We start from the raw sequence: 12,183 nt of genomic DNA, 5'->3' as shown, positions 1-12,183 counted from the left end.
TGTATGACTTATTATTTGATTATTTTTTGATGATTTTACCGGAAAAAGTTGCTTCACCGGATAAGATTGTATACAAATACACACCTGTTTTCAGATTTTCCATCGATACAGCGGTTTCCTGTAAACCGTTAATTGATTTCCGCATTACCTCCTGTCCTAATCCGTTATAAAGTACCAAAGTCGCTTCGTTTTGTTGTGTAGCAGCAATTGTTAACGCTGCACCAACCGGGTTCGGATATAATGTAAATCCGTTTTTTTCGAAAGATTTAGTAGAAAGGGCATTTGTAACAGCTAACTGAAAATCCGGAATACCATAACCATAAAAATCATCCGGATTGGTATAACGATCAGCTGATTCTTTAATTAACTGAACAATTTCAGCATTGGTTTTATTCGGTAAAGCCTGCCATAAACACGCAACCAGTCCGGCTAATGTAGGCGATGAAAATGAGGTCCCGCTATTAAATCCTAACTCTCCGGTTTCCGTTGTTACTACTGATCCGGCTCCCATTGCCATTACATCCGGTTTTATTCGGCCATCAGATGTAGGTCCTTGTGAACTAAACGAGGATCGCACTTCAGTTGCACTAACCGAACCGATCGTTAATACATTCGGAGAATCAGCCGGTGCTGTAATATATTTCCAGGGTTTTGCGCCTTCATTTCCGGCTGAACAAACTACGATCATTCCTCTTGTAAAGGCAACCGTAGCACCACGTGTTACAAAAGTAGTATGGCCGTTCATGTCCTGATACGTATAATTATACGCTGTATTTGTGAACTGACTGTAACCGAGGGATGAATTGATCACATCAACACCTAAACTGTCTGCCAGTTCCGCTGCTTCGACCCATAAACTTTCTTCCAACGGGTTTTCCGTATTGTAATCTTCCGTTACAAATAAGTAATAGGATGCATCCGGTGCTGTTCCGACCAACTGGTTTTCAACATATGCTGCCATATTAGATAACACCTGAGTTCCGTGTTGATAACCGGTATAAAAATTATCACTTCGGTTTACAAAATTATAGCCGCCTTTGATTTGATTATTATTTCGTATTCTTTCAAACGGTGTTGTAGTATTTACACCCGGGAAACCGGCATCGAACACCGCAATAATTTTTCCTGTTCCGGTATAGTCTTGCTGATGTAACAAATGTCCGTTTAACATTTGAATCTGAGTTGCCGATTGTCCATAAGGAAAATCAGCCTGAATCGTATACGTTTTCTGGAATAAGCCGGATGTTGCAGTTACAGCCATTTTTCCGGTATTCAACGATTTATTAGCAAAGTCAACACGTGTTACAAAAGGCAAAGCAGTAAGCGTATTAATTGCCTGTTGTGTACCTCTGATATGAAGCGCATTTAACCATTTAGATTTTGCCATTACCGTAATACCCGGTGCCGCAGTTATCTGATCAATATAGGGCTGATGGATCGGTGCATCTTGCAAATCCAACGGAATTCCTTGTGCTGCTCTTCGGTCTAAAGCGCGTTGAGAAAGAATAGACAGCGGATTATTTAGTGAAGTTTGCGCATTGGGTTTATCATTAAAATAAACCCATGCGTCTTCTTGTGAGAATGCTATTGTACAGATTAAAAGGAATACTAGTGTAAATCGTTTTTTCATGTTTCCGTGTGTTTGGAAACGCAATTTAAGAAATTACTCCCGAACCTACTAATTCTTCTCCAATATGCCAGGAAACAAATTGTCCCTCAGTTATAGCCGATTGCGGTTCGTCGAAACGAACATACATTCCGTTTTCAAATTGGTATAATGTTGCTTTTTGTAAAGGCTGACGATAGCGAATACGCGCCATTACTTCCATTTTTTCACCGTTCTTTAAAGCCAGATCTTCACGAATCCAGTGTACTTCCGGTTGCTGAATAAACAATGCTTTTTTAAACAGTCCCGGATGATCGTGTCCCTGACCGGTATATATGGTATTGGTCGTTACATCCGTTGCTATAATAAACAAGGGTTCTTTAGTTCCGCCTACGTTTAATCCTTTTCGCTGACCGATTGTAAAATAATGTGCTCCCTGATGTTTTCCAACCACTTTACCCATTTCCGGTGTATAGGCTATATTTTTAGCTTCGTAAGTCAGCTCTTCTTCCAAAGAATTAAAAGTCGGTTTTTCCGGATTATAGATCGGATTATCAGCTGTGACTTCAAAAATCAAGCCTTCTTTCGGTTGTAATTGTTGTTGCAGAAATTCCGGCAAACGTACTTTTCCGATAAAGCAAAGTCCTTGTGAATCTTTCTTTTCTGCTGTAACCAGTTCCATTTTGGCGGCAATTTCCCTTACTTCCGGTTTGGTTAACTCACCGATAGGAAATAAAGATTTAGCTAATTGTTCCTGTGATAACTGACATAAGAAATACGATTGATCCTTATTTCCGTCAACACCGGCAAGCAACTGATAAACTTCTTTTCCGTCTTTTTCGAGGGTTCCTTTACGGCAATAGTGGCCGGTAGCCACGTAATCGGCGCCAAGACTTAATGCTATTTTCATAAAGACATCAAACTTGATTTCGCGGTTACAAAGCACATCCGGATTTGGAGTTCTCCCCTTTTCGTATTCGTTAAACATATAGTCTACAATACGTTCTTTATATTGTTCGCTTAAATCGACCGTCTGGAAAGGAATTCCCAGTTTCTCGGCTACTAATAACGCATCATTGCTGTCTTCCAGCCACGGACATTCGTTCGATATCGTTACCGAGTCATCATGCCAGTTTTTCATAAAAAGACCGATCACCTCATAGCCTTGTTCTTGTAAAAGATAGGCTGCCACACTCGAATCTACTCCACCGGAAAGTCCTACGACTACTCGTTTCATTTATTTATTCTCCTTCGTTTTATATTGATTTTCAGTTATTTTCCGCAAAAGTACAACATTAATTTGTTTTACTTTTTAATTCTGTTGGTTTCTTCTTTCCGTCGGAATCCGTGTAAATTTTAAAGGTCACATCGTTTACTTTTTTGGAATTGACTTCTTTAACCAACTTATTCTTTTCGTAAAATTTCCAGATACCGGATTTTTTACCGTTTTTAAATTGTCCTCTTGTGATTACTTCATTAGCCGCATTACGGTAAACAGACGGTCCGTCAAACTGATCATTTACATAATTGGTCTCTTCAATCGCTACTCCTTTATCCGAATATTTTTTATAAAGTCCTTGTTTTACTCCGTTTACATATTGTATTTCTTCGGCTACTTTTCCGTTCGGATAAAACGCTTTACGTGTCCCGTTTAATTTTCCTTGCGTGTAATATTCCAACGTCATTATTCCTTTTCCTTCTTTGTGGTAATATTTCCACTCGCCTTCATGCTCTCTGTTGATCACTTTACCCTCGCTAACTTTATTCCCTTTCTGGTCAAAGAAAATCGTATAGCAAGAACCGTCTTTGGCCGTAAAATCTCTGGTTGCAATTACCGGATTAGCCACTGTATTATCAAAATATTTAAAGACCCCGGTTTCTTTTCCATGATCAAACGTTCCTTCATAACGCGGGTATTTGGTATCTTCATAACTTCCTTTCCAAAGGCCGTGACGTTGTCCTTTATCATCCGTTTTATTGGTTTCCTGTGCAAAAGCAACCGTACTTAATATTGTAAATAATGCTAAAAGTTTTGTTTTCATGATAGTCTTCGTTCGTTTATTAGTAAAACGTATGATCGGTAAAATAATTTTAAAGGATGAATTGCTAAATTATCAAAAGATCGCACAAAAAAAGCATCCTTGACGGATGCTTTTCTTTATTTTTTGTTTTGCTTGGCATTTTTCTGTGCCTCAGCTTGCTCCATCATTTCCTGCATTTTCCGTTGAAACTTACTCTGCTTCTGCGGTTTTGTCTTATTCTCCTGAATCTGAGCATGAATTTTTTCTTCGTTTACAATATAGTTCTTGATCACTAACATGATACCAATTGTAATTGTATTCGAAATAAAGTAATACAAACTCAATCCGGAAGCATAGTTATTAAAGAAGAACAACATCATGATAGGTGAAACATAAATCATAATTTTCATGATTTTGCTCATATCCGGCATACCTTCCTGTGGCGGTGTACTCATTGCCTGATCACCGGTAGTCATTTTCATATAGAAGAAAATAGCAACCGAAGCTAAAATCGGGAATAAACTCACGTGGTTTCCGTAGAAAGGAATATAGAACGGTAAATGTAAAACCGAGTCATACGATGATAAGTCATCCGCCCAAAGGAAGCTTTTCTGTCTTAAATCAAAATAAGACGGGAAGAACTGGAAGAGGGCATAGAAGACCGGAATCTGCATAACGGCGGGCAAACATCCTGCCATAGGGTTTACACCTGCTTTGTTGTACAGTTTCATGGTTTCCTGTTGCTTTTTCATCGGATCTTTACCGTATTTTTCATTTAATTCGGCAATTTCCGGACGCAACACTTTCATTTTTGCCTGCGATAAGTAGGATTTATACGTTACCGGCGACATTACCAAACGTACCAGAATTGTAAAGATGATAATCGCAATACCGTGAGGCATAAAGTCGCTTAATACGCTATAAACCGGGATAAATACATAACGGTTAATCCAACCGAAGATTCCCCAACCTAAAGGCATTACTTCATCCAGGTTTTTGTTGTATGAATTTAAGGTCTTATAATCTGATGGTCCGTAATACCAGTTCATGTTATAGCTCAATTCACCGTTTTTAAATTCTAACGGTAATCTTGCTACAAAGTTTTTAGTATAAACCGTGTCGATTTTCTCGTCATGAACCAGGTTTTCTGATTTTAACTGCGCTGTTTTAAACGGTGTATCCGTAAGTAATATCGATGTAAAGAAGTGCTGTTTAAAGGCTACATAGGTCACTTTTTCAACCGATTTTTCATCTAACTTACTGGTTGCGCTTAATGAATTGTCTTTTCCGTCTTCGTATTCATAAACCAGGTCGGTATAACGATTTTCGTAGCTTACACTTTTCTCGTTACGGAATGATTTTAACTGCCATTCCATTTCCAACGGTTTCGATGTATTAACTACAGAATTTAATCCTTGAGAACGGATGGCAAAATCCATCATATATTCTTTTGGCTTCAACACATAACGGTATTCTAAAAACTGGTTAGCACCTGCTTTTAAACGCATGGTTACTACCTGATTTTCTCCTTCTTTGGTTACTGTCGGCTCAAAATAAAGGTCTTTTGTATTTAAAATACGATTATCCTGGGTATTGATTTGTAAGTTCAGGTTGGCATTATTCTGCTTGATTAATTCAACCTGCTTTTTTGAATCCTTATTGAATTGTTCGTATCCGTTTACGGTAGCTTCTGTAATATATCCCCCTTTGTTGGCGATTTTTAACGTCAAAAGTCCATTGGTTACTTCCGTAAGGTTTTCTTTAGCCGAAGGCAAAGACGCGCTGTAAGCAAAAGCGCCAAGGGAACTTTGCAATGCTTTTACACGAAGGGAATCCGCTTTAGTGGTATCAGCCATAACTTTATTAACGGCTGCTTCCTTCGCTTTTTCCACTTTTTCGATTTTAGCTTTTTCAGCATCTTCCGCCATGGATTTTTTCTCTTTGTCGATGTTGTTGTACATCATCCAAATCATCAATCCGGCAATCAAAACAAATCCTAAAATAGATTTTGTGTCTAATTTTTTTTCTTCCATTCTAATCGTTTAATATTTAGATCTTGCTTTTTTTTTAGCAACAAACTTTATTCTTAACAGCTGCCTGTACAAAATGTACGAACAACGGATGCGGATTAGCTACGGTACTTTTGTACTCCGGGTGGTATTGTACTCCGATAAAGAACGGATGGTTTTCTAATTCGATTATTTCTACCAGTCCTGTATCCGGATTAACACCCGATGCTTTTAATCCCGCTTTTTCCAGTACGTACAGATATTCGCCGTTAAATTCATAACGATGACGGTGACGTTCCAGGATATTCGTTTTACCGTAAATAGAATGCGCCAGTGTATCTTCTTTTAAGGTACATTTCCATGCTCCTAAACGCATTGTTCCTCCTTTATCGGTAATATTTTTTTGCTCTTCCATAATACTGATTACCGGATATGACGTGCTATCATTCATTTCTGTTGAATTAGCATCGGCATAACCCAATACGTTTCTGGAGTATTCGATTACGGCCATCTGCATTCCTAAACAGATTCCGAAAAACGGAATATTGTTTTCTCTGGCATAGCGAACCGTTTCTATTTTTCCTTCAATTCCGCGACCTCCGAATCCCGGTGCTACTAAAATTCCATCCAGTCCTTTTAGTTTATCAGCTACCGTTTTTTCATCCAGATATTCGGAATGAATACTGATTACGTTTACTTTCGTTTCGTTAGCAGCTCCGGCATGGATGAATGCTTCTAAAATCGATTTATACGAATCCTGTAATTCTACATATTTCCCTACCAAACCTATATTTACGGTATGTTTCGGGTTTTTCAATTTGTGTAAGAACTCATTCCATTGTGACAAATCCGGTGTGTTTTTTTCCGGCAAATCCAATTTTTTTAATGCCACACGGTCTAAACCTTCTTCTAACATTAAATTTGGCACATCATAAATCGTCGAAGCATCGATCGATTGAATAACGGCTTCTTTTTTAACATTACAAAACAAAGCCAGTTTTTGGCGTAAATCAGATGAAATTTCATGTTCTGTTCTACATACCAGAATATCCGCCTTAATTCCGCTTTCCATCAGCGTTTTTACGGAGTGTTGTGTCGGTTTTGTTTTTAATTCACCCGCAGCAGCCAGATACGGCACCAACGTTAAGTGAATTACGATTCCGTTATCATCTCCTAATTCCCAAAGCAATTGACGAACTGACTCGATATACGGTAACGATTCGATATCACCAACCGTTCCTCCGATTTCTGTGATCACGATATCATACTCGCCTGATTTCCCAAGCAATTGCATCCGTTCCTTAATCTCATTTGTGATATGGGGAACGACCTGTACGGTTTTACCTAAAAATTCACCGCGACGTTCTTTTTCAATTACCGAAAGATATACTCTTCCGGTTGTCACGTTATTCGCCTGAGATGTCGGTACATTCAGAAAACGCTCGTAATGTCCTAAATCCAGATCGGTTTCGGCACCGTCATCCGTTACATAACATTCTCCATGTTCATACGGGTTTAATGTTCCCGGATCCACATTAATGTACGGATCAAATTTCTGGATTGTCGTTCGGTAACCTCTTGCCTGTAATAATTTAGCTAAAGAAGCTGCGATGATTCCTTTTCCTAAAGAAGAAGTCACACCTCCTGTAACAAAAATATATTTCGTCTGATTCATTGTGTTGTTGTTTGTTGTAGTTGTGTAAAAAACTTGGCAAAAGTACAATTATAAATTGAGAATTAATAACGGTATTTTGACAATTATTCGTTAATAAACCGGTCAGGGTTTCGGGAAATTTCTTTTTATGTTACGAACTAATTCTTCGAGTCCGTTTAGTTTTAATTCGTAAACCAGTTTTAATTGTTCTCCAAGCTGACCGTTCGGAAAACCTTTATTGTGATACCACACTATATAATGTTCCGGTAAATCGATAAGAAAACGCCCTTCGTATTTTCCAAAGGGCATTTTTGTATGTGCTAATTTAATCAGCAGTTCTTTTTGTTTTTCAGGAAACATTATTCTATTCCGATTTTATAAATATCATTACGCCCCAACGGCATTTTCGGATCTTCACCATAGTCATTTCTTCTTCTATCTCCATCCAATACGCTATAGTATAATAACACAAATATTCCAAACGGAACAAAAGCAATCAAATAGGTCCATCCGCTTTTATTAACATCGTGAAGTCTTCTGGCCATAACGGCTAATGAAGGAAGAATTGTGGCCAAAGTATACAAAAATATGAATCCTAATATAAATACGCCTGCCGTCCTATTCTCATATCCTATAACTAAAGTTAAAAAAGACATCCATAAACCAAATACGATAAAGGCATTAAATAATTTAAAATACCAGTATTCTGCGCGTCTGGCCCGACCGGAAAAATTAGCATAATTATCAATCATTACTTTTTTCCACCAGTCAAACATATTATAATCCTGTTCTTTTTTTCTCATTTACTTCCAGTTAAAAGTAATTTCTTTTTTAATATCCGGATTTAAACTCAGATAAACCGGACAGGTTAACGCTGTTCTTTCTAAAATAGTTTTGGTTTTATCGTCTGCTTCAATATTCATATTAAAAATCACATGAATTTCAGCAATTTTTCGCGGTTCAGCCTGCATGATTTTGGTCACTTCTGCTGTTGCTCCAGAAAAATCAACGTCCATCGAACGGGCTTTTATTCCCATTACGGTAAACATACAACTGGCTAAAGCATTCGCTACGGTATCGGTTGGTGAAAATGCTTCTCCTTTTCCGTTATTATCTACCGGTGCATCTGAAATAATCTCGCTACCGGACTGTAAATGAACTGATTATGTTCTTAAATCGCCTAAATACGTTACTTTGGATGTCATTATTTTGCTTCTTTTACGGTTAAATCATCGTTGTAATTCATGATATACACACCTGTGTTGTAATATCCGCCACCTAAACCGACATAATCAAATTTATTTTCCACCTGTTCAGATGCTGTTTCTGTAATTGATTCTTTGAATCCGTTTTCCTGGAACATACGAACGATTACATCAAATGTTACATCAAATCCGCGGGTTGCAAAACGGTTCGGGAAAATATTGTTTTTCTTTTTAAAAGTAGTAGCAAAAACCAAGGCTTCCGGTGTTTCGTTATCTTTTGTAACAGACGGATACAACAATTTCAGTTTGGTTAAACGACTTAACGGTATTTCTTCAAAATCAAGTGTTTCATTTTTTTCCAATGTTACCAATTGTACCTGGAATTGCGATAATGCACTAACCAGAATATTCAGTGAATTTAACACCAACGTTTTACTTTCAGTCTCCAGAATCACAAAATTAACTTTATCTGCTTCCATCAGACTTTTGATGTTTTCCAATGTAACCGATCCTTTTTCATTCAGTTCAGCCAGTTTTACAGACGGGTAATTCTCTTTTAAATATTGTCTTGATGATCCTTTTTTAGGATCTACAATAGCAATAATATTTCCGTTTTTAGACTGCATGTAGTCGAACATTTTTCGTTTCACATCGTCTGAATTCGGCATCGACTGAAACAAGTTTGAATACGGTTTTCCTTTTTCGTTTGACAAAGGCGAAATAACCGGTGTATTATACTGACTTAACAGATTGGCTGTATTTTCTACATTCGACTGAAAAAACGGCCCGATTACAGCATCCGTATTCGAAAAATTATTTTTATCAATAATAGCTGCTACAGCTGAATTATTTTTAGTTTCCTTAGAATCAAAAATTCTGACTTTAACCGGTAATCCCAATGCACGAGCCGAATCGATTGCCATTAAAGCACCGGCATAAAAATCCAGTGTCATATTCAGGAATTTATCCGAACGTAGTCTTTCTTGTGTTGAACGAATGGAATCAGATGCTATACGATCCAGATTAAAAGGCATGAATAACACCAGTTCTTTTTCACCTTCTTTTTTGATTGTTTTCAGAATATCAACGGAAGTCTTGTTTCCTTTTACATCATCAAAACGTGAGGTATTCGGTAATTTCAATACCATACCGGCTTTAACACCTTCTTTTAACTCCGGATTCAATACGATTAACTGTTCTTGTGACAAACCGGAAGATTTTGTTAAACGATACATCGTTTCTTTCGGCTTAACCTCGTAGGATATGTATTTATTATTCTCGGCTACTTTTTCAATTTCCTTTTCTACAGTCTTTTGTACCGCCGGAACATTTTTACTTAACCGAAGATTATATCCGATTTCCAGATTTTCTTTGATTGCCGGGTTTAGATCTTCCAATTCCTGAACCGACAAACCATATTTTTTAGCAATACCAAACTTCGTTTCCTTAGGTTCTACTATATGATACAGTGTTTTACCGGTAGTTGCTGCAAGTGATTGTTTTACCTCCTGAACACTATTTTTTACCGGCTCTTTTTCGGTTTTCGGCACATTAATAGTTAAAACTTGTCCGATTTTTAATCCTTCTTTTTCTACAGTCGGATTACTTTTATAAATCGCTTCAATGGTGGTACCGTATTTTTTTGCGATACCGTATACACCTTCTTTAGCTTCAACCGTATGCGAAATCGTTTTGTAAGCCACCGCTTCTTTCACTTTTTCTTTTAAAGCTTCTTTCACCGGTGCTTTTTTATCCTCCGTCTTTGTTGAAACTATTTTACCGGAACTTGTCGGCACCAATATTTTCGTATTTTCCTTTAATCCGTTTTGCGAATCGGGGTTCATCCGATAAATATCATAAGGAGTTACACTGTATTTTTTGGCAATCTGAACTACCGTTTCTCCTTTTTCTACCTTATGTTCGATGTAATTTTTGGTTTGCGCAAACGCGACATTCGACAGGAATAACCCTGAAATTACAACAGTTACAAAATGTTTCATACTACTTTTTTTACGCGAATAAGTCGTTATAAAGTTAGAATTTTATAACGACTTATTCAGAATTTACTTTTCTTTTTATTCCCACTCAATTGTGGCCGGCGGTTTGGAGCTGATATCATAAACAACCCGGTTCACCCCTTTCACTTTATTGATAATTTCGTTCGATATTTTCATCAGGAAGTCATATGGTAAATGCACCCAGTCAGCTGTCATTCCATCGGTTGATTCTACCGCACGTAATGCGACCACTTTTTCATAGGTACGCTCATCTCCCATAACACCTACACTGTTTACCGGAAGAAGGATTGCTCCCGCTTGCCATACTTTATCATACAATCCGTGTGCTTTTAATCCTTCGATAAAGATGGCATCCACATCTTGTAGAATCTGTACTTTTTCAGGTGTGATATCACCTAAGATACGGATTGATAAACCAGGTCCCGGGAACGGATGTCTTCCTAATAAATCTGGACTGATTCCTAAAGTAGCTCCTACGCGTCTTACTTCATCTTTAAACAACATTCGTAGCGGTTCTACGATTTGCAGTTTCATATAATCCGGTAATCCACCTACGTTATGGTGTGACTTAATAGTAGCAGACGGTCCTTTTACCGATACGGATTCGATTACATCCGGGTAAATTGTTCCTTGTGCCAACCATTTTACATCTTCAATCAGATGAGCTTCATCATCAAATACTTCAATGAACACGCGTCCGATCGTTTTTCTTTTTAACTCCGGATCTTCAATTCCTGCTAATTCATTCAAAAAACGTGCCGATGCGTCCACTCCTTTTACATTTAATCCCATTCCTTTGTATTGTTCTAATACATTTTCGAATTCGTTTTTACGTAAAAGTCCGTTGTTCACGAAGATACAGTATAAATTTTCACCGATTGCTTTATTCAGTAATACGGCTGCCACAGTAGAATCGACACCGCCAGAAAGTCCTAAAACAACCTTGTCACCTTTGATTTTCTGTTGCATTTCTTCTACAATTTCTTCCACAAAAGCTTTAGGTGTAAAAGTTTGCGGTACTTCGGCAATTTTTACCAGGAAGTTTTCCAACATCTGTTTTCCGTCAGTCGAATGGTATACTTCAGGGTGAAACTGAATGGCATATGTTGTTTCACCTTCAATACGATACGCCGCATTTTCTACATCTTTTGTACTTGCCAGACGTATACCGTTAGTAGGCATTTGTTTAATTGTATCACTATGGCTCATCCAAACCTGGCTATTTAATGCCACTTCGTCAAAGAACAGTTCGTCGTCTTTTACAAATGACAAATTCGCGCGACCATATTCCCGAATATTGGAAGGTGCTACTTCTCCACCACTAAAATGAGCCAGATATTGCGCACCGTAACATACGGCCAATAACGGCATTTTACCTCTGATTTGTGATAAATCAGGATGAGGAGCATCTTCTGATCTTACGGAAAATGGGCTACCGGAAAGGATAACCGCTTTATAACTTGATAAATCACCTGGAATGTGATTGTAAGGAAAAATTTCGCAGAAAATATTTAATTCGCGAACTCTTCTCGCAATAAGCTGTGTGTATTGCGACCCGAAATCTAAAATAAGTACGTTGTGTTGCATGTGCAAAAATAGACAATTCTTGAAAATTGAAAAATTTAAACGATTGAAAAAACGTAAAGAAATAGTTTTCAAATGTTTACCGC

9 protein-coding genes and 1 pseudogene are annotated in these 12,183 nt (G+C 37.7%); all 10 read right to left on the bottom strand.

The window, feature by feature from the left end:
- Positions 1-19 precede the first annotated feature (19 nt).
- A complete protein-coding gene (locus NOX80_RS11670) occupies positions 20-1,630 on the bottom strand; it encodes a S8 family serine peptidase (RefSeq protein ID WP_256549964.1) in 1,611 nt (536 codons plus the stop codon).
- Between the two features lie 25 nt (positions 1,631-1,655).
- Positions 1,656-2,843, bottom strand: a complete 1,188-nt coding sequence (mnmA, locus tag NOX80_RS11665) for a tRNA 2-thiouridine(34) synthase MnmA (protein ID WP_256549963.1) — start codon at positions 2,841-2,843, stop codon at positions 1,656-1,658.
- 58 nt (positions 2,844-2,901) lie between these two features.
- Entirely contained in the window at positions 2,902-3,648 is a 747-nt protein-coding gene (locus tag NOX80_RS11660) for a toxin-antitoxin system YwqK family antitoxin (protein ID WP_256549962.1), read from the bottom strand.
- A 116-nt stretch (positions 3,649-3,764) separates the two neighbouring features.
- Complete coding sequence (gene yidC, locus NOX80_RS11655; protein ID WP_256549961.1) at positions 3,765-5,660, bottom strand: membrane protein insertase YidC; 1,896 nt, start codon at positions 5,658-5,660, stop codon at positions 3,765-3,767.
- Positions 5,661-5,694: 34 nt separating this feature from the next.
- Complete coding sequence (locus tag NOX80_RS11650; RefSeq protein WP_256549960.1) at positions 5,695-7,311, bottom strand: CTP synthase; 1,617 nt, start codon at positions 7,309-7,311, stop codon at positions 5,695-5,697.
- A gap of 102 nt (positions 7,312-7,413) precedes the next feature.
- Positions 7,414-7,650: a DUF3820 family protein gene (locus NOX80_RS11645; RefSeq protein ID WP_256549959.1), complete on the bottom strand. Its 237-nt coding sequence runs from the start codon at positions 7,648-7,650 to the stop codon at positions 7,414-7,416.
- Positions 7,650-8,093: a DUF805 domain-containing protein gene (locus NOX80_RS11640; protein ID WP_256549958.1), complete on the bottom strand. Its 444-nt coding sequence runs from the start codon at positions 8,091-8,093 to the stop codon at positions 7,650-7,652. The genes NOX80_RS11645 and NOX80_RS11640 overlap by 1 nt, the downstream gene beginning before the upstream one ends.
- Positions 8,094-8,495 (bottom strand): annotated as a pseudogene (locus tag NOX80_RS11635) (OsmC family protein).
- Complete coding sequence (locus NOX80_RS11630) at positions 8,495-10,495, bottom strand: LysM peptidoglycan-binding domain-containing protein (RefSeq protein ID WP_256549957.1); 2,001 nt, start codon at positions 10,493-10,495, stop codon at positions 8,495-8,497. Before NOX80_RS11630 ends, NOX80_RS11635 begins: the two are co-directional and overlap by 1 nt.
- 75 nt (positions 10,496-10,570) lie before the next feature.
- On the bottom strand, positions 10,571-12,100 hold the full coding sequence (guaA, locus tag NOX80_RS11625) for a glutamine-hydrolyzing GMP synthase (protein ID WP_256549956.1): 1,530 nt from the start codon (positions 12,098-12,100) through the stop codon (positions 10,571-10,573).
- Positions 12,101-12,183 lie beyond the last annotated feature (83 nt).

Origin of the sequence: Flavobacterium cerinum, from assembly GCF_024496085.1 — a bacterium.
Lineage (GTDB): Bacteria > Bacteroidota > Bacteroidia > Flavobacteriales > Flavobacteriaceae > Flavobacterium > Flavobacterium cerinum_A.
Note: the sequence above shows the minus strand (reverse complement) of the source record. Positions and strands in the feature narration are given on the sequence as shown.